Below are 25687 nucleotides of genomic sequence, written 5' to 3' on the forward strand. Positions count from 1 at the left end.
CCACAACGACCCCACGGCCGGTGACATCGCGCAACCGGTCGTCGAAAAGCCCAACTGGCGCCACCGCCGCTTCGAGGTCGAGGTCGGACCGGTGGCGCACGGCGGCCACTGCGTCGCCCGCCACGAGGGCCGCGTCGTCTTCGTCCGGCACGCGCTTCCGGGTGAACTCGCGGTCGTCGTGATCACCGACGACACCGGCGGCTCGTTCTGCCGCGGCGACGCCGTGGAGATCCTGCGGCCGTCCGCCGACCGGGTCGAACCGCCCTGCCCGTTCTCCGGACCGGGCCTGTGCGGCGGCTGCGACTGGCAGCACGCGTCCTGGGAGGCCCAGCGCGACCTGAAGGCCGCCGTCGTCGAGGAGCAGCTGCACCGGCTCGCGAACGTCGACCGCGCCGTGGTCGTCGAGGAGCTCCCCGGCGGTCCGGACGGCTGGCGCACCCGGATGCGGATGGCCGTCGGCCCCGAGCGCAGGGCCGGGTTCCGCGGCCACCGCAGGCACAACATCGTCGTGGTCGACGAGTGCGTGATCGCCGCCCCCGGCGCGCTCGACGAGGCCGTGCGCCGCGAGTGGACCGTCGGCGGGGAGCTGTCCGTCACCCGCGACGCGGGCGGTCAGGTCCACATCACCGAGTCCGGCAAGCCCCAGCCGCGCAACGGTCGCCGCGCGGTGCCCGGCAGGCCGATCCGCAGGCGCGGCACCGGCACCGCGGTCGAACTGGCCGCCGAGCGCACGTGGCGGCTGGACGCCGAGGGGTTCTGGCAGGTCCACCCCGCCGCCGCGGACACCCTCGCCTCCGTCGTCCGCGACTGGGCGGGCGGCGAACCCGGCCAGCTCGCCTGGGACCTCTACGGCGGCGTCGGGCTGTTCGCGTCCGTGCTCGCGGGCCAGGTGGGCCCCACCGGCCGCGTCGTGGTCGTCGAGTCGTCCCACCAGGCCGTCCAGGACGGCGTCGCGAACCTGTCCGACCTCACCCAGGTCGAGTTCCGCCGCGGCAAGGTCGAGGACGTCCTGTCCTCACCCGACTTCGTCGACCAGGACCCGGACGTGGTCGTGCTCGACCCGCCCCGCAAGGGCGCCGGGAAGGTCGTCGTGAGCGAGATCGCCCGACGTTCACCCGCTCGGGTGATCTACGTCGCATGCGACCCCGCGGCGCTGGCACGCGACGTGGCCACGTTCGCGGAGCTGGGCTACCAACTGGCCGAACTGAGGGCCTTCGACGCGTTCCCGATGACGCACCACGTCGAGAGCGTGGCGCTCCTCGTCCCCCTGGCGTGACCCTCCATACACCCCCGGAAGCCAACCTCGTGGATGGTCTTCACGTCCTCGTCCGGGTGAACGTGCGAGGACTGCGTCTCAGCGTGGTCTCCGTAGACTGACCTGATGATGCGCATTCACCACGGTGCGTGATCCGAACCGACGCAGACCACAGGCGAGGTGGAGCGGTGACGCTGCTGGAATCCGTGCAGGGACCGGCGGACTTGAAACGGATGACCGCCGAGGAGCTGGTGCGGCTCGCGGAGGAGATCCGAGGATTCCTGGTCGACAAGGTCTCCCGGACCGGCGGTCACCTGGGCCCGAACCTGGGGGTCGTCGAGCTGACGATGGCCGTGCACCGGGTCTTCGACTCCCCGCACGACCCGGTCGTCTTCGACACCGGCCACCAGAGCTACGTGCACAAGATCGTGACCGGCCGCCGCGCGGGCTTCGACACCCTCCGCCAGCGCGACGGCATGTCCGGCTACCCCTCGCGCTCCGAGAGCGAGCACGACGTCGAGGAGAACAGCCACGCCTCGACCGCGCTGTCCTACGCGGACGGCCTGGCGAAGGCGTTCCAGCTCAAGGGCGACAAGCGGACCGTCGTCGCGATCGTCGGCGACGGCGCGCTCACCGGCGGCATGTGCTGGGAGGCGCTCAACAACATCGCGGCCGACCGGACCCGCCCCGTCGTCGTGGTCGTGAACGACAACGGCCGCTCGTACTCGCCGACCATCGGCGGTCTCGCGGACCACCTGTCCTCGTTGCGGCTGCGGCCGGGCTACGAGCAGGTGCTGGAGAGCGGCAAGCGCGCGCTCCAGCGCACCCCGGTGTTCGGCAAGCCCCTCTACGCCGCGATGCACGCGGCCAAGCGCGGCATCAAGGACGCGCTCGCCCCGCAGGTCATGTTCGAGGACCTCGGGCTCAAGTACATCGGCCCGGTCGACGGCCACGACCTGCCCACGCTCGAGTCGGCCCTGCTGCGCGCGAAGGCGTTCGGCGGGCCGGTCATCGTGCACGCGGTCACCCGGAAGGGCAACGGGTTCGCCCCGGCCGAGAACCACCAGGCCGACCAGATGCACGCCACCGGCGTCATCGACCCCATCACCGGCGAGGCCGTCGGCCCGTCCAAGCGCACCTGGACGCACGTCTTCGCGGACGAGCTGGCCGTGCTCGGCGGCGAGCGCGAGGACCTGGTGGCCATCACCGCCGCCATGCGCGGGCCGGTCGGCATGGACAAGTTCGCCACCGCCTACCCGGACCGCTGCTTCGACGTCGGCATCGCCGAGCAGCACGCCATGACGTCGGCCGCGGGCCTGGCCATGGGCGGCCTGCACCCGGTGGTCGCGGTCTACGCGACGTTCCTCAACCGGGCGTTCGACCAGTTGCTGATGGACGTCGCCATGCACAAGCAGGGCGTCACCGTCGTGCTGGACCGCGCGGGCATCACCGGGCCGGACGGCGCGAGCCACCACGGCATGTGGGACATGTCGATCTGCGGGCTCGTCCCCGGCATCCACGTGGCCGCCCCGCGCGACGCCGCGACGCTGCGCGAGGAGCTGCGGGAAGCCGTGGACATCGACGACGGCCCGTCGGTCGTGCGCTACCCGAAGGCCTCCGTCGGCGCCGACGTGCCCGCGCTGGAGCGCGTCGGCACGGTCGACGTGCTGCACAGGCCCTCCGCGGGCGAGGGCCACGACGTGCTGCTGGTCCCGGTCGGCGCCTTCGGCGAACTCGGCGTCGCCGCCGCCAAGCGGCTCGCCGACCAGGGCATCGGCGTCACGGTCGTCGACCCCCGGTGGGTCTTCCCGATCGCGCCGGAACTCGTCGAGATGGCCTCCGCGCACAAGCTGGTGGTGACCGTCGAGGACGGTGGACGGCACGGCGGCTTCGGCTGGACGCTGGCCGCCGCGCTGCGCGACGCCGACGTCGAGGTGCCGCTGCGCGACCTGGGCGTGCCGCAGGAGTTCCACCAGCACGCCGAACGCCCCGAGGTGCTCGCCGCGCTCGGCCTCACCGCACAGGGCGTCGCCCGGCGGGTCACCGAGTGGGTGGCCGACCGGCTGGTCGAGGCGTCGGACTCCTCCGAGATGGACGTCGCGGCCGAGAAGTAGCCGACCGGCGCCGAGCACACCGCCGATGGCCTCCGCGGGGACGCACACCGTCCCGGCGGAGGCCATCGCCGGTCGTCGGGGAGGTCCCCACCCGACGGCCCCGGTAGCGTTGAGGCGTGCGGATCCTGGTTGTTGAGGACGAAGTGCCGTTGGCCGACGCGATCGCGCGCGGACTCCGGCGAGAAGGCATGGCCGTGGACGTCGCCTACGACGGCGAGTCCGGCCACGAGAAGTCCACCATCACGCGGTACGACGTGGTCGTGCTCGACCGCGACCTGCCCGGCATGTCCGGCGACGAGCTCTGCAAGGAGATCCTCAGCTCGGGCGCGCTCACGCGGGTCATGATGCTCACCGCGAGCGCGGGCGTCGACGACCGCGTCGCCGGGCTGTCCCTGGGCGCGGACGACTACCTCGCGAAGCCGTTCGCGTTCCCGGAGCTGGTGGCGCGCGTCCGCGCCCTCGCCCGGCGCGCGACCCCCGCGACACCGCCGCTGCTCAGCGCGCGCGACGTGGAGTTGGACCCGGCGCGGCGGACGGTGCGGCGCGCGGGCTCGCTCGTGGAGCTGACCCGCAAGGAGTTCGGCGTGCTCGAGGTGCTGCTCGCGGCCAAGGGGTCCGTGGTCAGCAGCGAGGAGCTGCTGGAGCGGGTCTGGGACGAGAACGCGGACCCGTTCACCACGACCGTCCGGGTCACCGTGATGACGCTGCGCAAGAAGCTCGGCGAGCCCGGCATCATCGACACCGTCGTGGGCTCGGGGTACCGGGTCCCGAGTGCCGGGACCTCCGCTGAGGACTGACTTCACCCAACGGCGGGGGCCGGGCCTGCGCCTCCGGATCACGCTGCTCGCCACCGCGCTCGTCGCGTTCGTGAGCTGCCTGCTGCTCCTGCTCGGCTGGATGCTCGTCGGCCGCGTCGTCGACTCGATGCCGAGCTTCCCCGACGGCAGCACGGTCCAGGTCGACGGCGTCGAGGTCGACGCGGACGTGCTGAGCGAGGTGCTCGGCGCGCACGCCCGCGCGGACGTGCTGCGGTCGGGCGCCATCGCGTTCTGCTTCGTGGTGCTGGCCGCCGCGGTCCTGGCGTGGGCGCTGACCGGCCGGGTGCTCAAGCCCGTGCACGACGTGACCGACGCGGCCCGCAGGCTGTCCGCGGACTCGATGGGGGAGCGGCTGCGGTTGGCGGGCCCCCGCGACGAGGTCGCGGAGCTGGCCGACACGTTCGACGAGATGCTCGACCGGCTGCAAGCGGCGTTCGACTCGCAGCGCCGGTTCGTCGCGAACGCCTCGCACGAGCTGAGGACCCCGTTGTCGGTGATCCGCACCGAACTGGACGTGACGCTCTCCGACCCGGACGCCGACGTCGCCGAGCTGCGTCGGATGGCAGGCGTCGTGCGGTCCGCGACCGAGCGCGCGGAGCAGCTGGTGAGCGCCCTGCTGCTGCTGGCCCGCACCGAGGGCATCGGCCTGGCCGTGCACGAACCCGTGGACCTGGCGGCCGTCGTCGACTCGGCGTGGCGGGCGGTGCGGACGGAGTCGGCGGACCGGCAGCTGCGGATCGGCTTCCGCACCGCGCCCGCGCCCGCCGTGGGAGACCCGGCGCTGCTGGAGCGGATCGCGGGGAACCTGCTGGAGAACGCGGTGCGGCACAACCTGGTCGGTGGCTGGATCGACGTGGTCACCGAGGGCGGGCCGCAGTGGTCGGTGCTGAGGGTGTCGTCGTCGGGGCCGCCGATCGCGCCGGAGCGGGTGGACGAGCTGTTCGAGCCGTTCCGCCGCGGGGGGACCGACCGCACCGCGCGCACCGGAACCGGATTGGGGCTGTCGATCGTGCGGGCCGCTGTTTCCGCGCACGAAGGACGCGTGCACGCCGAGGCGGTACCCGGTGGAGGGCTCGCGGTGACCGTCCACCTGCCCGCCGCGGGGCAGTAGGAGAAAGTTGTGGTGGCCCCGGTCACAGTTGTGTGTGATTTCGGGCCTGGCGGGGCACTCTGAGAGGTCGGACAAGGGCTCCTAGCTGGGCTTTTGTTGACCTTGGAGGTAGGGGTACCCCCGATTTGGACTCCGGTTCATGGAGGTGTAACTTTCTCCTTGTCACCGCGACACAGACCGGAAACGGGCTGAGGCGGAGGCCGAAAAACTTAAGCGAATCGAATGCCTCGCAAGCCGATTTGACAGTCAGAAAAATCGCTTGCTAAGCTTCAAACACAAGCCCCGGATTGCACCGCGGTAAGACGCGGAACAAGATGGTGTGCGCGTGTTCTTTGAGAACTCAACAGCGTGCCGAATAGCCAGTAACTTATATGAACCCAGTCAATGGGTTTCCTTTGAGATCAAACTGGACAACTGACAGCAATTGTCAGTGATTGTTCGGAGCGATCAAACAATTCATTATTGGAGAGTTTGATCCTGGCTCAGGACGAACGCTGGCGGCGTGCTTAACACATGCAAGTCGAGCGGTAAGGCCCTTCGGGGTACACGAGCGGCGAACGGGTGAGTAACACGTGGGTAACCTGCCCTGTACTCTGGGATAAGCCTGGGAAACTAGGTCTAATACCGGATATGACACTTCATCGCATGGTGTGGTGTGGAAAGTTCCGGCGGTACAGGATGGACCCGCGGCCTATCAGCTTGTTGGTGGGGTAATGGCCTACCAAGGCGACGACGGGTAGCCGGCCTGAGAGGGCGACCGGCCACACTGGGACTGAGACACGGCCCAGACTCCTACGGGAGGCAGCAGTGGGGAATATTGCACAATGGGCGAAAGCCTGATGCAGCGACGCCGCGTGAGGGATGACTGCCTTCGGGTTGTAAACCTCTTTCAGTAGGGACGAAGCGCAAGTGACGGTACCTACAGAAGAAGCACCGGCTAACTACGTGCCAGCAGCCGCGGTAATACGTAGGGTGCGAGCGTTGTCCGGAATTATTGGGCGTAAAGAGCTCGTAGGCGGTTTGTTGCGTCGGCTGTGAAAACCTACAGCTTAACTGTGGGCCTGCAGTCGATACGGGCAGACTTGAGTTCGGCAGGGGAGACTGGAATTCCTGGTGTAGCGGTGAAATGCGCAGATATCAGGAGGAACACCGGTGGCGAAGGCGGGTCTCTGGGCCGATACTGACGCTGAGGAGCGAAAGCGTGGGGAGCGAACAGGATTAGATACCCTGGTAGTCCACGCCGTAAACGGTGGGTGCTAGGTGTGGGGGACTTCCACGTCCTCCGTGCCGCAGCTAACGCATTAAGCACCCCGCCTGGGGAGTACGGCCGCAAGGCTAAAACTCAAAGGAATTGACGGGGGCCCGCACAAGCGGCGGAGCATGTGGATTAATTCGATGCAACGCGAAGAACCTTACCTGGGCTTGACATACACCGGAAACATCCAGAGATGGGTGCCCCGCAAGGTCGGTGTACAGGTGGTGCATGGCTGTCGTCAGCTCGTGTCGTGAGATGTTGGGTTAAGTCCCGCAACGAGCGCAACCCTCGTTCCATGTTGCCAGCGCGTTATGGCGGGGACTCATGGGAGACTGCCGGGGTCAACTCGGAGGAAGGTGGGGATGACGTCAAGTCATCATGCCCCTTATGTCCAGGGCTTCACACATGCTACAATGGCCGGTACAAAGGGCTGCTAAGCCGCGAGGTGGAGCGAATCCCATAAAGCCGGTCTCAGTTCGGATCGGGGTCTGCAACTCGACCCCGTGAAGTCGGAGTCGCTAGTAATCGCAGATCAGCAACGCTGCGGTGAATACGTTCCCGGGCCTTGTACACACCGCCCGTCACGTCACGAAAGTCGGTAACACCCGAAGCCCGTGGCCCAACCCGCAAGGGGGGGAGCGGTCGAAGGTGGGACTGGCGATTGGGACGAAGTCGTAACAAGGTAGCCGTACCGGAAGGTGCGGCTGGATCACCTCCTTTCTAAGGAGCTTCTCGCGCTTGCCGGGCACATGGTGCACGGTGAGTGGAGTCCATGCCAACGGCGTCCGATCGTTGGATGGGTTGCTCATAGATGTGGATGCTGGCTATATGCATTCGGCACGGTTGCTCCACGAGTTAGTACGGCTTGCTTGCAAGCATGGAAGGGTCGTGGGGGGATCGTCGCAAGTTTGTCGGCACGCTGTTGGGTCCTGAGAGAACACGCAAGTGTTTCGCTCAGTACGAGGAAATGATCCGGGCTCTCACAGCCTCCGAACCGGCCGAGCGAAAGCTTGAGCCAGGCGGTAGCAGAGAAGTGAGGGTGTCCGTTCGTTCTTTGAGAACTGCACAGTGGATGCGAGCATCTTTGTAGACAAGTTTTTAAGGGCATACGGTGAATGCCTTGGCACCAGGAGCCGATGAAGGACGTAGGAGGCTGCGAAAAGCCTAGGGGAGCTGCCAACCGAGCTGAGATCCTAGGGTGTCCGAATGGGGAAACCCGGCCTCAGTCATGTGGGGTCACCCATACCTGAACACATAGGGTATGTGGAGGGAACGCGGGGAAGTGAAACATCTCAGTACCCGCAGGAAGAGAAAACAACCGTGATTCCGTGAGTAGTGGCGAGCGAAAGCGGATGAGGCTAAACCATATACGTGTGATACCCGGCAGGGGTTGCGTGTGTGGGGTCGTGGGACCTATCGAACAGTTCTGCCGGACTGTTAAGGAGTAAGAAAACACTGTGGTTAGCGGAACGTGTCTGGAAAGCGCGAGCGTAGAGGGTGAGACTCCCGTACGCGAAAACCCGGTGTCTCCTGATGGTGTTCCCAAGTAGCAGCGTACTCGTGAAATTCGCTGTGAATCTGGCGGGACCACCCGCTAAGCCTAAATACTCCCTGGTGACCGATAGCGGACTAGTACCGTGAGGGAAAGGTGAAAAGTACCCCGGGAGGGGAGTGAAATAGTACCTGAAACCGTGTGCCTACAATCCGTCGGAGCCTTTCGGGGTGACGGCGTGCCTTTTGAAGAATGAGCCTGCGAGTTAGTGCTACGTGGCGAGGTTAACCCGTGTGGGGTAGCCGTAGCGAAAGCGAGTCCGAATAGGGCGTTCTTAGTCGCGTGGTCTAGACCCGAAGCGGAGTGATCTAGCCATGGCCAGGGTGAAGTACGGGTAAGACCGTGTGGAGGCCCGAACCCACCAGGGTTGAAAACCTGGGGGATGAGCTGTGGTTAGGGGTGAAAGGCCAATCAAACTCCGTGATAGCTGGTTCTCCCCGAAATGCATTTAGGTGCAGCGTCGCATGTTTCTCACCGGAGGTAGAGCACTGGATGGTCTAGGGGGCCCACAAGCTTACCGAAATCAACCAAACTCCGAATGCCGGTGAGTGAGAGTGCGGCAGTGAGACTGCGGGCGATAAGGTTCGTAGTCGAGAGGGAAACAGCCCAGAACACCAGCTAAGGCCCCTAAGTGTGTGCTAAGTGGGAAAGGATGTGGGGTCGCCCAGACAACCAGGAGGTTGGCTTAGAAGCAGCCACCCTTTAAAGAGTGCGTAATAGCTCACTGGTCAAGTGGTCCTGCGCCGACAATGTAGCGGGGCTCAAGCACACCGCCGAAGCTGTGTCATTCACACATATGATCCGTGTCGACTTGATCGGCATGCAGTCGTGTGGATGGGTAGGGGAGCGTCGTATAGCCAGTGAAGCGCCGGTGTGAACCAGGTGTGGAGGCTATGCGAGTGAGAATGCAGGCATGAGTAGCGAAAGGGGAGTGAGAAACTCCCCCGCCGGATGACCAAGGGTTCCTGGGCCAGGCTAATCCGCCCAGGGTAAGTCGGGACCTAAGGCGAGGCCGACAGGCGTAGTCGATGGACAACGGGTTGATATTCCCGTACCCGTGTGAACGCGCCCATGGCGAACCTTGTGATGCTAACCGCCCAAAGTGCAGTCACCGTCCTTCGGGACATCGATTGTATGGAGCGCGGGACCCGAACTTGTAGTAGTCAAGCGATGGGGTGACGCAGGAGGGTAGCTCCGCCAGTGAGTGGTAGTACTGGTGTAAGCGTGTAGGCCGCAACATAGGCAAATCCGTGTTGCATATAAGGCTGAGACGTGATGCATAGCCGATTGAGGCGAAGTAGAGTGATCCCATGCTGCCGAGAAAAGCCTCTAGCGAGCTTTCACGCGGCCCGTACCCCAAACCGACACAGGTGGTCAGGTAGAGAATACCAAGGCGATCGGGCGAACTGTGGTTAAGGAACTCGGCAAAATCCCCCCGTAACTTCGGGAGAAGGGGGGCCGTAGCACTTGAAGCCTCTTGCAGGCTAGGGTGAGACGGCCGCAGAGACCAGCGAGAAGCGACTGTTTACTAAAAACACAGGTCCGTGCGAAGTCGCAAGACGATGTATACGGACTGACGCCTGCCCGGTGCTGGAACGTTAAGGGGACCGGTTAGTCCGCAAGGGCGAAGCTGAGAACTTAAGCGCCAGTAAACGGCGGTGGTAACTATAACCATCCTAAGGTAGCGAAATTCCTTGTCGGGTAAGTTCCGACCTGCACGAATGGCGTAACGACTTCTCGACTGTCTCAACCGCAGGCCCGGCGAAATTGCATTACGAGTAAAGATGCTCGTTACGCGCGGCAGGACGGAAAGACCCCGGGACCTTTACTATAGCTTGGTATTGGTGTTCGGTTCGGCTTGTGTAGGATAGGTGGGAGACTGTGAAGCGGCCACGCCAGTGGTTGTGGAGTCATCGTTGAAATACCACTCTGGTCGTACTGGATGTCTAACCTCGGTCCGTGATCCGGATCAGGGACAGTGCCTGGTGGGTAGTTTAACTGGGGCGGTTGCCTCCCAAAGGGTAACGGAGGCGCTCAAAGGTTCCCTCAGCCTGGTTGGCAATCAGGTGTCGAGTGCAAGTGCACAAGGGGGCTTGACTGTGAGACAGACATGTCGAGCAGGGACGAAAGTCGGAACTAGTGATCCGGCGCTGGCTGGTGGAAGCGGCGTCGCTCAACGGATAAAAGGTACCCCGGGGATAACAGGCTGATCTTGCCCAAGAGTCCATATCGACGGCATGGTTTGGCACCTCGATGTCGGCTCGTCGCATCCTGGGGCTGGAGTAGGTCCCAAGGGTTGGGCTGTTCGCCCATTAAAGCGGTACGCGAGCTGGGTTTAGAACGTCGTGAGACAGTTCGGTCCCTATCCGCCGCGCGCGTAGGATACTTGAGGAAGGCTGTCCCTAGTACGAGAGGACCGGGATGGACGAACCTCTGGTGTGCCAGTTGTCCTGCCAAGGGCACTGCTGGTTGGCTACGTTCGGAAGGGATAACCGCTGAAAGCATCTAAGCGGGAAGCCTGTTCCAAGATGAGGTATCCCACCCCTTTGAGGGTTAAGGCCCCCAGCTAGACCACTGGGTTGATAGGCCGGAGATGGAAGCCTAGTAATGGGTGGAGTTGACCGGTACTAATAGGCCGAGGACTTGTTTACGAAGACGCTACGCATCCACTGTGCGGTTCTGAAAGAACCGAACCGGACCACACGGTCCCACCAGCATGCTGGTTGGGGTTGTGTGCCTACGGGTTGGTAATTTCATAGTGTTTCCGCGGTCATGGCGGAGGGGAAACACCCGGTCCCATTCCGAACCCGGTAGTTAAGCCCTCCTGCGCCGATGGTACTGCACTGGTGACGGTGTGGGAGAGTAGGTCACCGCGGGACAATCATTCCCTCAGGGGGAGCACCACTGGTGCTCCCCCTGAGGGCTTTTCACGTTCGCGAGTCGAACCTCCAGACACCCCGTGTCGAACGTCCGGACACCCTGAACCCCTCGATCCGGACCGCGGAACAGGGAAAAAGACCGGGCTGAGCAGGGGTCCCCCGTTCGTGAAGACCCCCCGATTCACAACCTACTCAGGGGGTCCGACAGTTTTTGATCACGTGAGACTTGTTCACGACAAGCGAGCGACAAGGGCCTGACCCAAAGCGGTTCCGGAAACCCAGGCGGTTTCGACCCGCGGGCTGCCCCAGGCGTCGCCCGCGATGCCGATTCCCTGCTCGTCCAAGTAGTACGACGACCGCCCCGCCTGAGAAGGCCGCGCGTAGGTCCACCGATGCACATGCGACGTGATGACGTGGTCGGTCAGGCTCAGCACCGTCCGGACCGCGGCTTCGACCTCGTCGGCGGCCGCGGAGGGATCGGCGACGTACTGCTCGGCGAATTCGGCGGTGGTGTAGGCGACCAGGACCGGGGCGCCGTCACCGCGTCGTTCGCCGTCGTCGAACACAGTCTGCAGGACCGGGTGGTCGTTCACGAAAGCGCCGTGGAAGTCGGACCAGTCGCGGGTCGGGAACACGAGGGTGACGGCCAAGGACGGCAGCCACACCTGGTTCTCCACGGCCAGTCGGGCGCCGGTGAAGTCGGGGTGCAGGATGCGCAGGGCCTGCGGGCCCGGCATGGCGAGCACGACGGCGTCCGCGTCGACACCGTCGACCTTGAGGCCGGGCTCGATCCACTCGACGCCGTGACCGGTGGTCACGTCCATGCCGGACGCGAGGTCCTCGGCAAGTGAGCGCAGTCCGCCGGGAGCGGCCCAGCGCATGGGGCCGGTGGTCTTGTGCGCGCCCTCGGGATCCAGCACGGACAGGGTGTCGGTCCACTCGCGGACCAGGCCCACGTCCCGCCACCTCCCGGCCAGTGCCGCGAAGCCGTCGTCCTGGGCGGTGAAGTAGGCGGCGCCGATGTCGGTGCGCCGACCGTCGTACCGCTTGGTCGCCAACCTGCCACCGCACACCCGGCCGCGTTCGAGCACCCGGACCGCGACACCGGCCTCGGTCAACGCCCTTGCGCAGGCGAGACCCGCGATTCCCGCTCCCACCACGACGACGGCCACACCCGACACCCTACGAGTGGCGCTGCGTCACGACCGAATCGGACCGGGGGGCCGACCGGGCAAGGAGTCTGCTGCGAGCGGGTGATCCCCGGTGGCATGTCGAGCCGGGCTGCCTAACGTGACCTCCATGAACGTCGACCTGGAGGTACCGGTGTGGTGGCGCGACATGCGGAAACCGGGAACGCGCCAGAGGAAACGGGGCAAGCACGCTCGGGAGAGAGCACCTGCCCCGCCCACCGCCCTGGCCGCGTTCTTCGGTGTGGTCCTGCTGGTGGCGCTGGTCCTGCTGGTCCTCACCTACGTCTGATCAGCGGGACTGGAGCGCGTCCACCGCGACGGCCTGCGCGATCACGACGCGGCGGTCGATGTAGGGGTCCTTGATCTCGAGGAGGTAGTGGTCCCGCAGCCACGTCTTCTTGTCGACGTTGAAGACCGGCTGCCCACCCCGCGCGAAGTCGAAGTGGTACCGCATCGGGAACGGGAAGTTCTCGATGAACGGGATGAAGTTCCAGATCCTGCGGAAGATCGCGACGCCCTGGCTGCGCTCCCGACCGGTGGCCGTGGCCGCGCCGGGCTGGTCGAGGTGCCACGTCGAGTTGATCAGCGACTTGCCGAAGTCCTTGCGGAAGAAGCCGATCGGCTGGCCGTTCCCGTCGAGCACGTCGTAGCCGCTGGCCAGGTCGATGACCTTGCGGGCCTTGAACCCGGCCAGCACCACGGCCTTCGACGAGTCCGTGTAGATCGTGACCTGCTCCTTGAACGCCATCCGCTTCTGCTCGACGAACGCGACGAGAGCCCCCGGCTCACCCGCGCCGTCGTCCGCGAAGATCTCGTACCGGTTCACCATCAGGGTGACCTTCTGGTGCATGTGGAGCCTGTTCATCGCTTGCGGGTCCAAGATTTCCCCCTGCGTTGGTCCGTGTGAGCGAAGAGCATGTCACTCGACCGGGCGAAGGTCTCCGGTGGGGAACCTCTTCTCGTTGCGCTCCATCTTCGCGAACGCCGCTTCCACCAGGTCGACGTCGAGTTTGTCGGCCAGTCGGACCAGGTAGTGCACGACGTCGGCCAGCTCGTCGCGGACGTTCCACGCGAGTTCCGGGTCCTCCATGGCCCGCGCGGCCTCGTCGGGCGTCAGCCACTGGAACAGGTCGGTCAGCTCGCCCACCTCACCGGACAAGGCCATGACCAGGTTCTTCGGCGTGTGGTAGGTGTCCCAATCGCGTGCCGCCGCGAATCGGCGCAGCGCGTCGCGCAGTTCTTCGAGGGTGTTCATGCGTGCCAGAGCTACCACACCGCGGAAAACCGCTGCCCCGGCCGGTCCGGAGACGGGAGGATGTGGCGATGAGCGACGAGCGCACGGACCCGCCCCTGGAAGCCGACGAGCGCGCGAGCCTGTCCGCGTTCCTCGACTACCACCGCGACACCCTCGCCCTGAAGTGCGCGGGTCTGTCCGACGAGCAGCTCAGGACCCGTGCCGTGCCGCCGTCGCCGATGTCCCTGCTCGGCCTGGTGCGGCACCTGACCGAGGTGGAGCGCGGCTGGCTCGGCAACCGGGTCGCCCACCGGGACCTGCCTCCGCTCTACTGCTTTCCGGACAACCCCGACGGTGATTTCGACGACGTCGACACGGCTGACGTGGCGGAAGCGTTCGCCACGTGGCGCGCCGCCTGCGCGGAGTCCAGGGACATCGTGGCGGGCGTCGACTCGCTCGACTTCCTCGGCAAGCGGGGCAACGGCGACGACGTCTCGCTGCGCTGGATCATGCTGCACCTGTTCGAGGAGTACGCCCGGCACAACGGCCACGCCGACCTCCTGCGGGAACGGCTCGACGGCGCGACGGGCGAGTGAGCACTCCTCGGTGAACGGACAACAACCCGTTCGAGATCCACTATCTTGTCGCCGTGGCACGTACCTGGCTGTCGATTCGCGTGGAGCTCGTCGCAGGTCGCGGCGAGCAGTTCTGGCCTCGTCCGGGCCGCGACTTCGTGGTGTCCCGCTCGCACTCGTTCGCCCAGCTGGCACGGGCCGTGGACGTCGCGTTCGCCCGGTGGGACCTCGCGCACATGCACATGTTCACCCTCTTCGGCGGCGCCTGCATCAGCGCGCTGAACCTTTGGGACGGCGACGAGCCCGAGGGCACCATCGACAGCGGGAAGACGAAGCTGGGCAAGCTGAAGTCCGGCGACCAGTTCGCATACGTCTTCGACTTCGGCGACGAGTGGGCGCACCTGTGCACCGTCGGCGCCGACCGCGTGGACCCGTTGGAGCAGCTCGGTTTCGTCCCGGACGGCCCCGCGCCCTACTGGGGTTGGGGCGAATTGCCCGACCAGTACGGGCGGCACTGGGACGACGACGATGACGTCGCCCCCAAGGCGCCCAAGCCGCTGCTCAGCGACCTGCCGCCCATCCTGCCGCTGTGGGGCAAGCGGCGCAGGTGAGTCAGCGCACCAACGACAGCCGGCCCTGCGGCGTGCTGGTTCGCCGAGCCCCCGGCAGCACCGTGACGACGAGCCCGAACAGCAGGCTGTCCAACTCGGCGCCGTCCAGCAGCAGCTCCCGCGCGACCTGCTGCGGCGTCGTACCGCGCTCGCGCAGCGCCCGGAACACCTTCGCCAGCAACAACGACCCCTCGCGGGCCGTGATGCCGTCCGGCTCCGCGACCCGGAACCCGCGCCTGCTCAACTCCGCGCACACCACGCCGTACTGCTCGGCGGACAGCAACCCCAGGTCCCGCAACCGGTAGGTCAACGCCAACGCCGACACCCGCCAGTGCGCCCGGTGATCCAGCACCTGCCCGGTCACCGGCCCTCGCGGCACCGAGGCCAACACTCCGGCCCTCGGCATCAGGAACGCCCCCGCGAACGCGTTCGCCTGCTTCTCCGCGTCCGCGGGCCGACTGTTCGCGTGCAGCACCAGGTGCCCCAGCTCATGCGCCGCGTCGAACCGCCCGCGCTCGGCCGACGTCGTCGGGTTCAGGAACACGTACGGCGTGCCCGCGTGCCGGAACGAGAACGCGTCCACCTCGGCGCAGTCCACGGGCAACGAGAACACCCGGACCCCGTGCGCCTCCAACAGGTGCACCATGTTCGGCGCTACCCCGGCACCCAGCCCCCAGCGCGCCCGCACCATCTCCGCGGCCGTCTCCGGATCCGGGTGCTCCAACGTCGGCACGTCCGGCGCGGGCACCGAGAACGTCCGCTCCAGCCACCGGTTCACCCCGATCGCCAACCGCCCCGCGGCCACCGCGGCGTCCCGCCTCACAGCAGGAACCCGCCCTGCCGCCCGGAACGCCACCGCCTCCGCGGGCAACTCGTCCTCGTCCGGCGCTTCCAGGAAGCCCACCGGAAACCCCAACGCCTCCGCCAGCACGGCCGTCCGCCGCGCGTCCGGCTGCCGCCGCCCGCGCTCGTAGTCGCCAACGCTGCCGGCACTCATCCCGACAGCCCGCGCCAACCCACCCGCGCTCAGACCACGCCGCCTGCGCGCCAGGGCGAGCCGGGAGGGAGTGAGCATGATCCCGCCATTCTGGTACCTCCTCCCGCGGAGCCGCCAGACGGGGTTCGATCATCGCAACGCCACCGGGAAGTCCACCTCCACGGCTCCGTCCTCACCGGACTCCACCACCGGCCCGAAGTCGTACGGGGGCAACACGATCCGGTGCGCCCAGTGGTCGATCACCTGCCCCTGCGGCGTCGGCTCCGGCTGCGACACCTCCCGCAACACCACCAACCGCCCGTCCCGCACCGTCGGGAACGTCACCAGGAACCACAGCTTCAACCCGCCGTTGCGCTCGAAATCCGCGAACAGGCTGAACTGGTCGTGATCGTTGTCCTGCGTCATCCCCGTGATCGCAGGCCCCTTCGTGTAGTCGCTGCGCAACTTCGCGGCCTCGTCACCGGTGTGCCGATTCCCCTGCAACGCCCCCAGCACGATCGGCTTGTCCGGATGCCTCACCAACCCCGCGTTCCACTTGTCGTACCGAGTCCACCCCCGCTCGACCAGCACCTCCCTCAACCGCCCCACCCGATGGATCCAATCAAGCAACCCAGGACCGTTGGTGGGCCCAAGGGCAGGCGCCGACGTACGCGCGTTCACCCCCGCCCAGATCGCCTGGTCCAGGTACTCGACCCGCAGGTCGAGCTCCGCCAGCCGCGCCTCAGGACCCGGCATCGGCGTCGCCGGGTGGAACAGGATCTCCGTCATGCTTTCCACGGTAACCAGGGGGTACGACAGTTTTCGGCGGTCGGCCACCCGGTCCCCTGGTCGACGGCGGATGTCGGTGGTCGATGGGATGTTGTCGACGTGTACAAGTACGTCGACTGCGGTCCGCCACCCATGCCGAGTTCGTGGGCGACCGCCAAGGTCATGAGGCGCACCAAGCGCACCGGAACCGGACCGGAACTCGCCCTGCGAAGGGCGCTGCACCGGCGCGGACTGCGCTTCGTGGTCGACAGGGCGCCATCCGGTACCAACCGCCGCCGCAGGGTCGACGTCCTGCTGCGCGGCCCGCGGATCGCGCTGTTCGTCGACGGCTGCTTCTGGCACTCGTGCCCCGAACACGCCCACCTGCCCAAGGCGAACCGGTCGTGGTGGCGCCTGAAGCTGCGTGGCGTGGTGCTGCGCGATCGCGACACCGACGTCCAGCTCGCGGCGGCGGGTTGGCTGGTCGTCAGGGTGTGGGAGCACGAGGACCCGGAAACCGCGGCGGATTGCCTTGCTTCGCTCAGCATGGGGGTGGCCAGGCCTCGTCGAAAACGGGTCGCACACCTCCGGGCCCAAGCCGGTTGACCCGTGGGTGCTCAGTCCCTAGCCACCGAAGACCAGGCGGAGGAGCCCGCCGCTGCTGAAGATCAGGACCAGTGCGAGCAGGCCCCGGCGGTGCGCGGTCCTCGTGGGGGTGGTGGTCATCAGGTGGTGTCCGCGAGCAGTTCGGTGACCGCGGAGGTCAGCCGGGGGTGGTCGGCGGGTGCCAGGGTCGCCCAGCCGCGGCGGCGGGTGAACTGCCAGCGGCCCTCGGGGGTGTCGTAGAACGACACGACGTAGGAGGCGCGCCGTCGTGGACCTGGGTGGCCCTGGTGGTGGCGGCGGTGTGCGGCACCGAACTGGCCCATCGCCACGACGCTGCCCAGCACCGAGCAGACCTGCCGGGCGTCCTGCGCGGTGAGCCTGCCTTCGCGCAGCACGTGCTCCATCCGGGCGGGGGAGGCCGCCGCGCGGTCCAGCAGTTCGCCGGGCATCGTGATCGATCGCGACCTGGGGAGCGGGGCGGCGGGCAGGAGGCCCACGAGCGCGTCCGCGAGCCTGGTCGGGTCCACCGGGTCCAGGACCAGGTGGTCGGGGGTGAGCACCGCGACGACCGCGGTCCCGTCGTGGCTCGCGCCCATCGCCCGTGTGCGCGGGCCGTGCTGGTCCAGGCGCAGCCGCGCGTCGAGTTCGAGTTCTGGTCGGGACAGGATCCGCAGCCGTTCCGCGAGCACGGGATCCAGGTCGCCGCGGTCGGTGAGACCCCGCTCGCCCAACGCGCGCCAGGCGTGGTGGAGCAGTTCCCGGCGCTCGTCCATCGTCCCGCCGTGACCGGGGATCGCCAGGGCCGTCGGCTGCTCGCCGAGCCGCAGGTGTTCCCAGCACAGGTCGTACTCCAAGCGGGACAACACGAATCGGCTCACCGCTGGTCGTCCCCGATCACCGGGGGAGCGACCAGGACGTCGTTCTCGCCCCACACGTCGTCGAGTTCCTGGAGGTACTCGGCGGCCTTGTGCTCCCCGTCCTCCTCGTCCCGCGCGCCTTGGGGGACACCGCCCATGCCCATGCCCGCCGTGCCCGCTGCCCCCTTGGCGCCCGCGAAACCCGGCCGGAACCCGGCGTGCGGTTCGGTCGTCGTGATACCCGACGACGTGCCACGGCCGGCCTGCGGACCCGACCGGTCAGCCTGGTCGGGTTGGCCCGGTCGGCCGGACGCGGTCGAACCGCCGAACCCCGACGCTCCAGGCGATCCCGTGCCGCCGCGGCCACCGGAACCGGCACCCGCGCCGCCACCACCTCGACCGCCCGCCGACGTTCCGCCGGGCGCATCGCGACGCGGGACGCCACCGGGCATCCCCACCGCGTGCACGGCGTTGGGGTGCGGAACGGGCGTGGTGCTCGGGGTTGTCACCGGTGACGGGTGCGCCACGGGCGGCGCGATCGAACCGGACAGGCGCGTGGAGTCCTGGGCGCCCTGCGGCGGCGTGGAACCGCTGGCCTGAGGAGCCGATCCCGGCGGCGGTGCCGCCGTGCTCGACTGCGACGGGGATTGCGCCGCCATGGCCGGAGCGGTCGAGGAACTCGTTTCGCCCGCACCGAAACGCGCGCTGAACTCCTGCGAGTACTGCCGTTGTTCGAGGGACTGCTCCACACGGGGTGCGGGCACGTCGACGGTCACGGTGGGCGGCGGCGTGAACATGCCCACGCGCGACACGGCCTCCGCCGCACCGCCCTGGTAGCCGGTCATGATCCGCACGGCCTCGCGCTTGGCCTCGAGCGCCTTCTGCTCCTCGACGTCCTGGTCGGTCTGCCCGCCGACCAGGTGCGTCATCGCGGCCGGGATGCCGAAGAAGTCGTCGTTCGCCGTCGACGACACCTGCACGGGCGCGGGCATGCGTTCCCGAGTGCCCGTGTAGTACGACTGCTGGGTCTGGAACGCGTTGTGGCTGTCCACACCGGCCGCGCGGGCGTTCTCCGCCCACTGCACCAACGGCGCCATCCCGCCGCCGAACGAGTCGCTCGCCGCCCCCGTCCACGACACCTTCGCGTCCTGCAGCGCCGAATCCACGTTCGCCTTCGCGTTCGCCATGACGGCCCGGAAGTTCAGCCAGGCGTCGTTGGTGGCCTGAGCCGCGCCCGCGTCGGCGCCGTTGTGGATCCTGTCGTAGAGCTGTCCGTGCGACTGCGCGTCGAAGTTGTGATTCCCCACCGGCATGACGATCCCCCTTACTTCGTCAGATTCCGCATAGCCGCCTCGGCGACCGTCCTGGCACCGTCGCACGGCTTCGGGAAGCGGTCCGCGAAGCTCTTGCTGACTTCGAACCCGGTGAACAGGTACTGCCCGTTCGCCACGTCGACCGCCACATCGCACCGCGCTTCGTCACCGGGGCGGGTGACCGTGATCGCGGGGAACCCGCCGACCGGTTCGATCGTGGTCGGTTGTCCCTGCCGCTTGCCGCCGGTCCAGACCTCGAAACCCTCGGTCACCACCGTGGTGATGTTCCAGAACGCGCCGGTCGCCTCGAACGTGCAGTTGGGCGACTTGAACGTCTGGTCCACGTTCTGCCGCGACGCCGTGGTCACGGCGATCGCGGCGGCGTCCTGCGAGGTCATCAAGTCGCACGGGTTCTTGCCGTCGATCCTGATCTCCTTCGGCCTGTCGGAAGACGGGTTCGTCGAAGGCGATGCGGATGACGACGCGGACGGCACCGCGCTTGCCCCGCTTGCAGACGCCACGGGTTCGGCGGTGCCGGTCTCGGAGGTCCCGCAGGCCGTGAGGAGCAGCAGTGCGGCCGCTACCCCCAAGTGCCTGCTCATGACTGCCCGATTCCGCTGCCCAGGTTCCGCATCGTCATGGCGTGGGTGTCGTCCGCCAGGTTGTAGGTGTCGACAGCACCTTGGAGACCTTCGATCGTGAGGTTCAGCTGATCGATGAACTGCCGGGTCACGTCGATGGCCTGGCCCGCGTTCTCGGTGAAGTCCTGAGAGGCTTCCTGGGACACGACGTCCTCGGCGAACGGGACGGCGGCAAGCGCGTGGCTGTTGGCGAGGACGAAGTCCGAGACGGTCGCCCGGACCGCTTCCAGCCTGGTCTTGAGGCGCACCACCTCCGCGGGATCCACCCGCATCGTCGCGCTGCCCGCCTCTGGCGTCGACATGTCACTCCCCCTCACCGCACACCCTCCGCGACCCCGCGGTTGCCGGGCGTGGTCGGACTCCGGATTCGGAGAGTAGTGGAGGAGGTTGTCGCTTCGAGCGGGGAATGGGATTGATCAGTGCGAATGGTCACCCGAATGGATGACTGCCGAAGTGAGGGTCGATCAAATACCTTCCGCACATCTGCGGAAAAGGTGAATCGCTATTCGGCGTCGAGTTCCGCGAACAACGCACTGGTGGTTCGAACAGCCTCCGAGTGCCACTTCCGCAGTTCCGCCGCCGTGGGCGCCGATTCGTAGTCCTGGTGGTTCGCCACGCGTGTCAGCGCTTCCCACAGCCGGGTTGTGGTGCCTGCCAGGCCGTTGTCCACGTACAGCGGCAGGGCCAGCAGGTCGGCGGTGGGGGAGACATCGGGTTCGTCGTGGGAGCGGAGGACGGCGGAAACGGCGTGTTCCAAGGCGGTGCGGAGGAGCCAGACGCAGCTTCTGGGCCAGATGCTGCCGGGCATGGTGGCGGCGTTGAGGAGGCCGTTGGCGAACACGAGGCGTTCGGCCACCTCGTCCTGGATCGCTGTCGTTGTCGCCGTGTCCACGTTTCCTCCGGTGTGCCGTGCTGCTCGCCGAAAACGTAGGACGCGAATGGACCTACTGAAGAGTTGTCACACCATCGTGTGGATTTTTTCCCCCTGACATGGCGTGACACGGCGGTGTGCCGGGTCTGGCATGGCCGGTGGGCAGGATCTCGTCCAGTCCACATGAGTCACGAGGGGGAGCGTCATGCCATTGGCTTTCGAGGCCGACGGCCTGGTCAAGCGGTACGGGAAGACGACGGCGTTGGCGGGGATCGACCTGGCCGCCGAGCAGGGGAGCGTGTTGGGGGTCCTCGGGCCGAACGGGGCTGGGAAGACGACCGCCGTGCGGATCCTGGCGACGTTGCTGAGGCCGGACGCGGGGCGGGCGACCGTGGGCGGTCTGGACGTGGTCAAGGACGCGGCGAAGGTGCGGCGGCTGATCGGGTTGACGGGGCAGTACGCGTCGGTCGACGAGGACCTCACGGGGACGCAGAACCTGGTGCTGATCGGGCAATTGCTGGACCTGCGGGCGTCCGAGGCGAAGGCGCGGGCGGTGGAGCTGCTGGCCGGGTTCGGGTTGACGGAGGCGGCGGGCAAGCAGGTGAAGACCTACTCGGGCGGTATGCGCAGGCGGCTGGACCTGGCCGCGAGCCTGGTGGGGCGGCCGGAGGTGATCTACCTCGACGAGCCGACGACGGGCCTGGACCCCGGCAAGCGGGAGGACGTGTGGGCGATGGTGCGCGCGCTCGCGGAGGACGGCGTCACGGTGCTGCTGACCACGCAGTACCTGGAGGAGGCCGACGCGCTGGCGGACACGATCTCCGTCATCGACCAGGGGAAGGTCATCGCGAACGGCACGCCGGGCGAGCTCAAGCGGATCGTCGGCGGCCAGACCGTGCTGATCCGGCCCGCAGACCCGGCCGATCTGGTCACGGCCTCCGCGATCGCGGGCGCCGTCGCGGACCGGCAGGTGGAATCGCCGGCGCGAGGGGTGCTGACGGTTCCGGTCGACGGCGACGCGGCGTTCACCGAGATCGTGCGCAGGCTCGCCAGGGAGCGGATCGTGGTGACCGAGCTGTCGCTGCGGCTGCCCAGCCTCGACGAGGTCTTCTTCACCCTCACCGGTCATCACACCCAGGAGGAGGCGGCATGACCGTGCTCGCGCAATCCCGGCTGACCGCGCCCGTGCGGATCGAGCCCCGGCCGTTCGGGCTCGTCCGGCACAGCTTCGCGCTGGCCAGGCGCAGCGTCCTCAAGACCATGCGCACACCGGAGCAGTTGCTCGACGTGACGATCCAGCCGATCATCTTCGTGCTGGTGTACGTGTTCCTGCTCGGCGGCGCGATCGCCGGCGACACCGACAGGTACCTGGAGTTCCTGGTGCCCGCGATCATGGTGCAGACGGTGATGTTCGCCGGGATGGCCACCGGGGTGAACCTGAACGCCGACATCGGCAAGGGGGTGTTCGACCGGTTCCGCAGCCTCCCGATCGGCCGGTCGGCGCCGCTGATCGGGTCGGTGGCGGGCGACCTGATCCGGTACGTGGTCGCGATCGTGTCGCTGCTGGCCTTCACGTCGCTGCTGGGCTTCCGGTTCCACGCCGGTGTCGGGTCCGTGCTCACGGCGTGCCTGCTGACGATCTTCTTCGCGTTCTGCCTGAGCTGGGTGATCGTCCTGATCGGGATGCTGATGCGGACGCCCGGAGCGGTGCAGGGGTCGGCGTTCATGATCATGTTCCCGCTGACGTTCGGCACCAGCATGATCGCGCCGAAGGACACCCTGCCGGGCTGGTTGCAGTCCTGGGTGGGGGTGAACCCGGTGGCGCACATGATGGAGGCCTCGCGCGCGCTGATGCTCGGCGGGCCGGTGGGCGACCACGTGTTCTGGGTGCTGGTGTGGTCGGTCGGGATCCTCGCGGTGTTCGTGCCGCTGGCGGTCGGGGCCTATCGCCGTCGCACCTGATCGATCGCCGCGGCGCGGTCGAGACCGCGGCCCTCGGCGTGGGCGGCGCCGTACGCGGCGTCGCCCATCTCCTCGCGCAGCGACGAGTCCAGCGCGATCACGTCGGGGTTGAGCGCGTCCGGCGCGCCGCGCAGCTGCTCGGCGGCACCGAGCGCCAGCGCGGCCCCGGCGTGGTCGCCGAGCCGCGCGCGCACGGCCGCCACGGCGACGGCGATCGTGCCCAGCACCGGCATGTCCTTGGTGGCCAGCGCCTGTTCGACGGCCGTCCCCAGCAGCGTCCACGCCGTCGGCGCGTCGGACCTGGCCGCCGCCACGTGCGCCTGCGACGCGAGCACCAGCGCTTGCAACTGCGGGGGCACGGCGACGGAGTCGTCCAACGCCGCCATGGCCGCCGCGTAGTGCCGTTCCGCCCCTTCGAGGTCGCCGTCGAGGCGGTCCATGTCGCCGAGCGCCGAGCGCGCGAACGTGACGCTGTGGCCCGACACCAGGCCGCGGCCGCCCTCCCTGGTGATCGCCTCGTACTCCGCGCGCGCCAGGGACCGGTCGCCGTTGTGCGCGCGGGCCCTGGCGAGCATGAGCCGGTCGTGCGACACGTCGTCGTCGCGCTGGAGTTCCAGGCGCAGCGCGATCGACTCCTCGATCGCCTCGATCGCTTTCTCGTGCTCCCCGAACAGCAGGTGGCCCTCGGCGAGCGACGACAGCGACTGCGACAGCCCGAACCGGTCGCCGATCGCCCGGAACCCGGTCGCGGCGTTCACCATGTCGTTCCGCATGCCCTCCATGTCGCCGTCGTTCTCGCGGACGATCCCGCGCACCATCCACAGCGCGGCCCTGGTCCACGGGTCCGGGTGGTCGAGCCGCCGGTCGACCAGGGCGATCCCGAGGTCGACGTCGTCGGTGACGATCGCGAACATCGGCTCGAACAGCGCGAGCACCGGGTGGGAGGAGTGGACGTCCACGGCCTGGAGGGCCTCGCGGAACTCGGCGATCAGCGCTTCCCGCTCGCTGCCGCCGCTCCACATGGAGCCGTTGAGCAGGTGCAGCGCGACGGTGATCGTCCGCGCGGGCTCCGGTTGCTCGCCGGGCACGTCCAGCGCGAGCCGCAGCCAGCCCCTGGTGTCGGTGGTGGAGCCCAGGATCCAGCCGAACATGCCCAGCGACGCTCCCAGTCGGACGGCGGTGTCCGCGTCCCCGGTGTCGGCGGCGAAGTGCAGCGCGGCGACGAGGTTGTCCCGTTCGACCAGCAGCCTGGACAGCCACACGACCTGCTCCGACCCCCGCAGGTGCGGTTCGGCCGTCTCGGCGAAGTCGAGGAAGTACGCCGCGTGCGCCCGCCGCGCGGCGACGGCGTCCCCGTGCTCCACCAGCCGTTCGAAGGCGAACTCCTTGATCGTCTCCAGCATTCGGAAGTACGGCTCCGGGGCGTCGACGACCTGGAGCAGCGACTTGTCCGCCAACGCCGTGAGCAGGTCGAGCGCCTCGCCGGGGCACAGGTGTTCGGCGGCGTCCAGGCTGATCGCGGCCGGGAACACGGCCAGCCGTTCGGCGAACGACCGCTCCCGCTCGTCGAGCAGGTCCCAGCTCCACGCCACGACCGCGCTCAGCGTCCGGTGGCGCGGCAGCGCCGTGCGGCTGCCGCCGGTGAGCAGCAGGAACCGGTCGTCGAGCCGGTCGGCCAGCTGGCGGGGCGACAGCGACCGCAGCCGCGCGGCCGCCAGTTCCACGGCCAGCGGCAGCCCGTCGAGCCTGCGGCAGATCTCCGCGACGGCGGCCGCGTTCCCCTCGTCCACGGCGAAGCCGGGCCGCACGGCCGCGGCGCGGTCGACGAGCAGCCGGACCGCCGGGCTCGCGACGGCCTCCGCGACCGACGGCGCCGTGTTCGGCACGTCCAGCGTCGGCACCGGGTGCAGGGTCTCGCCGAACAGGCCGAGCGGTTCGCGGCTTGTGGCCAGGATGCGCAGCCTCGGGCACCGGCCGAGCAGCTCCTCGGCGAGCCGGGCGGCGGCGTCGACCACGTGCTCGCAGTTGTCCAGCACGATCAGGGTGTCGTTGTGGGACAACAGGTCCACCAACCGGCCGGTGCTGTCGGTCCGCGGCGCGTCGGGGTCCGCCGTGCGCTTGTCGCGGGCGCCGAGCGCGCCGAGGACGGCGGCGGGCACGTCGGCCGGGTCGGTGACCGGGGCGAGTTCCACGAGCCACGCGCCGCCGGGCAGCCGGTTCGCGGCGGTCGTCGCCAGCCGGGTCTTGCCCGCGCCGCCGGGGCCGACCAGCGTGATCAGCCTGTCGCGGGTGAGCAGGGAGGTGACCTTCGCGACCTCGTCTTCGCGGCCGACGAAGCTGGTCAGCGCCGTGCGGAGGTTGCCGCGGGTCGGTGCGGCGTCGGCGCGCAGCAGGGCGCGGTGGACCTGCCGGAGTTCGGCGGACGGGTCGGTGCCCAGCTCGTCGGCCAGCCTGCGCCGCACGTCCTCGTACACCGCCAGCGCCTCGGACCGCCGGTCGGCGGCGTGCAGGGCGCGCAGCAGCAGGGCGTGCAGCGGTTCGCGCAACGGGTGCCGCGCGGCGTGCCCGGCCAGCTCCGCGACCAGCCCGTCGTGCCTGCCCGCCGCGAGATCGGCCTCGGCGCACGCCTCGATCGCGGTCAGCCGGGCCTCGTCGAGCCGGGCGGCGTAGGCGGTGGCGTACTCCGCGTCGCCCGCGTCGGACAGGGCCCGTCCGCGCCAGAGCGCCAACGCCGCCCGCAGGTCGCCGTCGTCGCGGGAGCGCGCCAGCCGTTCGAACTCGTGCGCGTCGACCGCGTCCGGGGGCAGGTCGAGCCGGTAGCCCGCGGGTGCCGACCGCAGCACCGCGGGGTCGGGCAGGGCGCGGCGGAGTCTGGCCACCAGCGACCGCGCCGAGTTGACCCGGTCGACCGGCAGGTCGTGCGGCCACAGCGCGTCGGCCAGCTCGTCGACGGTCACCACCCGGCCGACGCCGACGGCCAGCCGCACCAGCAGCGTCCGCAGCCGGGCGCCGCCGATCGCGACCGGGACACCGTCCTCGGTCACCTCCAGCGGGCCCAGAATCCTCACCTGCACGGCCCAACTGTGCCACGAGGACGAT

At 68.2% G+C, this 25687-nt stretch carries 21 protein-coding genes and 3 rRNA genes; 13 read left to right on the forward strand and 11 right to left on the reverse strand.

Translation table 11 applies throughout. The features are described from left to right. The first annotated feature begins 25 nt into the window (after positions 1–25). The 7 genes from RM788_RS36970 to rrf all read left to right on the forward strand — a co-directional run bounded on the left by RM788_RS36970 (position 26) and on the right by rrf (position 10984). Positions 26–1276: a class I SAM-dependent RNA methyltransferase gene (locus tag RM788_RS36970; RefSeq protein ID WP_315934851.1), complete on the forward strand. Its 1251-nt coding sequence runs from the start codon at positions 26–28 to the stop codon at positions 1274–1276. A 167-nt stretch (positions 1277–1443) separates the two neighbouring features. Then, on the forward strand, positions 1444–3369 hold the full coding sequence (dxs, locus tag RM788_RS36975; protein ID WP_315923902.1) for a 1-deoxy-D-xylulose-5-phosphate synthase: 1926 nt from the start codon (positions 1444–1446) through the stop codon (positions 3367–3369). 116 nt (positions 3370–3485) lie between these two features. Continuing rightward, entirely contained in the window at positions 3486–4166 is a 681-nt protein-coding gene (locus RM788_RS36980) for a response regulator transcription factor (RefSeq protein WP_315923904.1), read from the forward strand. Continuing rightward, positions 4141–5298, forward strand: a complete 1158-nt coding sequence (locus RM788_RS36985; RefSeq protein WP_315923906.1) for a sensor histidine kinase — start codon at positions 4141–4143, stop codon at positions 5296–5298. The genes RM788_RS36980 and RM788_RS36985 overlap by 26 nt, the downstream gene beginning before the upstream one ends. Before the next feature lie 459 nt (positions 5299–5757). Continuing rightward, positions 5758–7273: ribosomal RNA gene (locus RM788_RS36990) — 16S ribosomal RNA — on the forward strand. A gap of 368 nt (positions 7274–7641) precedes the next feature. Next, positions 7642–10756 (forward strand): 23S ribosomal RNA (locus tag RM788_RS36995). 111 nt (positions 10757–10867) lie between these two features. Further along, positions 10868–10984: ribosomal RNA gene (rrf, locus tag RM788_RS37000) — 5S ribosomal RNA — on the forward strand. The 16S, 23S and 5S rRNA genes sit together here, the layout of an rRNA operon. Before the next feature lie 230 nt (positions 10985–11214). On the opposite strand, the gene RM788_RS37005 is transcribed toward rrf, so the two are convergent. After that, positions 11215–12156, reverse strand: coding sequence for an NAD(P)/FAD-dependent oxidoreductase (locus RM788_RS37005; RefSeq protein ID WP_315923908.1), 942 nt, complete (start codon positions 12154–12156; stop codon positions 11215–11217). A gap of 127 nt (positions 12157–12283) precedes the next feature. Between RM788_RS37005 and RM788_RS37010 the strand changes: the two genes are divergently transcribed. Beyond that, positions 12284–12463: a hypothetical protein gene (locus RM788_RS37010; protein ID WP_315923910.1), complete on the forward strand. Its 180-nt coding sequence runs from the start codon at positions 12284–12286 to the stop codon at positions 12461–12463. Here the strand turns inward: RM788_RS37010 and RM788_RS37015 are convergent, their stop codons facing one another. Both RM788_RS37015 and RM788_RS37020 read right to left on the reverse strand, forming a co-directional pair. Continuing rightward, positions 12464–13039 (reverse strand): LURP-one-related family protein, encoded by a 576-nt coding sequence (locus RM788_RS37015; protein ID WP_315923912.1) that lies wholly within the window; start codon positions 13037–13039, stop codon positions 12464–12466. It lies immediately after the preceding gene. A 54-nt stretch (positions 13040–13093) separates the two neighbouring features. Then, complete coding sequence (locus RM788_RS37020; RefSeq protein WP_315923914.1) at positions 13094–13429, reverse strand: nucleotide pyrophosphohydrolase; 336 nt, start codon at positions 13427–13429, stop codon at positions 13094–13096. A 68-nt stretch (positions 13430–13497) separates the two neighbouring features. Here RM788_RS37020 and RM788_RS37025 point away from each other — a divergent pair, with 68 nt between their 5' ends. Together RM788_RS37025 and RM788_RS37030 are read left to right on the forward strand one after the other, a co-directional pair. Further along, a complete protein-coding gene (locus tag RM788_RS37025; RefSeq protein WP_315923916.1) occupies positions 13498–14004 on the forward strand; it encodes a DinB family protein in 507 nt (168 codons plus the stop codon). 53 nt (positions 14005–14057) lie between these two features. After that, complete coding sequence (locus RM788_RS37030; protein ID WP_315923918.1) at positions 14058–14594, forward strand: IS1096 element passenger TnpR family protein; 537 nt, start codon at positions 14058–14060, stop codon at positions 14592–14594. Position 14595: 1 nt separating this feature from the next. Here RM788_RS37030 and RM788_RS37035 read toward each other — a convergent pair whose 3' ends face one another. Beyond that, positions 14596–15669, reverse strand: coding sequence for an ImmA/IrrE family metallo-endopeptidase (locus RM788_RS37035; RefSeq protein WP_315923920.1), 1074 nt, complete (start codon positions 15667–15669; stop codon positions 14596–14598). A 51-nt stretch (positions 15670–15720) separates the two neighbouring features. Beyond that, positions 15721–16359: a hypothetical protein gene (locus RM788_RS37040; protein ID WP_315923922.1), complete on the reverse strand. Its 639-nt coding sequence runs from the start codon at positions 16357–16359 to the stop codon at positions 15721–15723. 99 nt (positions 16360–16458) lie between these two features. On the opposite strand from RM788_RS37040, the gene RM788_RS37045 reads away from it, so the two are divergent. Next, entirely contained in the window at positions 16459–16944 is a 486-nt protein-coding gene (locus RM788_RS37045; protein WP_315923924.1) for a very short patch repair endonuclease, read from the forward strand. A gap of 119 nt (positions 16945–17063) precedes the next feature. On the opposite strand, the gene RM788_RS37050 is transcribed toward RM788_RS37045, so the two are convergent. From RM788_RS37050 to RM788_RS37070, 5 genes are all read right to left on the reverse strand, one after another. Further along, positions 17064–17822 (reverse strand): ESX secretion-associated protein EspG, encoded by a 759-nt coding sequence (locus tag RM788_RS37050; RefSeq protein WP_315923926.1) that lies wholly within the window; start codon positions 17820–17822, stop codon positions 17064–17066. Continuing rightward, a complete protein-coding gene (locus RM788_RS37055; protein WP_315923928.1) occupies positions 17819–19114 on the reverse strand; it encodes a PPE domain-containing protein in 1296 nt (431 codons plus the stop codon). Before RM788_RS37055 ends, RM788_RS37050 begins: the two co-directional genes overlap by 4 nt. A gap of 11 nt (positions 19115–19125) precedes the next feature. After that, positions 19126–19716, reverse strand: coding sequence for a DUF3558 domain-containing protein (locus RM788_RS37060; RefSeq protein WP_315923930.1), 591 nt, complete (start codon positions 19714–19716; stop codon positions 19126–19128). Further along, a complete protein-coding gene (locus RM788_RS37065; RefSeq protein ID WP_315923932.1) occupies positions 19713–20057 on the reverse strand; it encodes a PE domain-containing protein in 345 nt (114 codons plus the stop codon). Before RM788_RS37065 ends, RM788_RS37060 begins: the two co-directional genes overlap by 4 nt. A gap of 200 nt (positions 20058–20257) precedes the next feature. Continuing rightward, a complete protein-coding gene (locus RM788_RS37070; RefSeq protein WP_315923935.1) occupies positions 20258–20647 on the reverse strand; it encodes a hypothetical protein in 390 nt (129 codons plus the stop codon). A gap of 184 nt (positions 20648–20831) precedes the next feature. On the opposite strand from RM788_RS37070, the gene RM788_RS37075 reads away from it, so the two are divergent. After that, the gene (locus tag RM788_RS37075) at positions 20832–21779 is read left to right on the forward strand and encodes an ATP-binding cassette domain-containing protein (protein WP_315923937.1); all 948 of its coding nucleotides are present in this window, start codon (positions 20832–20834) and stop codon (positions 21777–21779) included. Next, a complete protein-coding gene (locus RM788_RS37080; protein ID WP_315923939.1) occupies positions 21776–22588 on the forward strand; it encodes an ABC transporter permease in 813 nt (270 codons plus the stop codon). The genes RM788_RS37075 and RM788_RS37080 overlap by 4 nt, the downstream gene beginning before the upstream one ends. On the opposite strand, the gene RM788_RS37085 is transcribed toward RM788_RS37080, so the two are convergent. Continuing rightward, positions 22570–25662 (reverse strand): ATP-binding protein, encoded by a 3093-nt coding sequence (locus tag RM788_RS37085; RefSeq protein WP_315923941.1) that lies wholly within the window; start codon positions 25660–25662, stop codon positions 22570–22572. The two genes, RM788_RS37080 and RM788_RS37085, sit on opposite strands and share 19 nt — an antisense overlap. Positions 25663–25687: the final 25 nt, after the last annotated feature.

Origin of the sequence: Umezawaea sp. Da 62-37 (assembly GCF_032460545.1) — a bacterium.
In the GTDB taxonomy this organism is placed as follows: Bacteria; Actinomycetota; Actinomycetes; order Mycobacteriales; family Pseudonocardiaceae; genus Umezawaea.